This window comes from Mycobacterium sp. NGS41, assembly GCF_059812725.1.
Window position 1 is genome coordinate 1 of record NZ_JCALDF010000088.1, and the last position, 497, is coordinate 497.

1 protein-coding gene is annotated in these 497 nt (G+C 57.5%); it reads left to right on the top strand.

Annotated features, from left to right (window positions below):
* Nucleotides 1–201 (top strand): hypothetical protein (locus AC5Y21_RS26050; RefSeq protein WP_499917042.1); only part of this gene is annotated, 201 nt, incomplete at its 5' end.
* Between the last annotated feature and the right edge of the window lie 296 nt (nt 202–497).

Here is a 497-nt window from a genome sequence, read left to right on the forward strand (position 1 = left end):
CGTGCATTTGAATCGGTAAATCGGATGGCCTTCAAAGACAGCATCCGTGCCCATGTCCTAATCAACGGCACCATCGAAGCAGGACTGGGATTAGCGCTGCTCAACTCACTTACTCGTCGAGCCGCCCTCGCGGCCACAGCTGCCTACCTGAGCTACTTCACTGCCAGCCTCATACGTAGGCAGCGCTTCCTGTGCAAGTAAATACGTAGTAGTTACACGCTCACGCACTTGGCCGAGCTGAGCAAAATTTCACCCGCTAGCTAACACGCCCGTACCGGCGAGATACCGGCGACCGAGGGCGATTTGTAGCCGTATCGAAGGCCTGCCGCGGCCGTACTGGCGACCGCCGAAACTGATGTCTTACAGGCGACTTAGGGCAATTCTGTTGACTGAATGGCCTGGCCGCTACGGCGTTGGCTAAGGACTCATAATCCGTTGGTCGCGGGTTCGAGCCCCGCCCGCCCCACTCGTTTTCGAGTATTACCTCGGCTGATGCT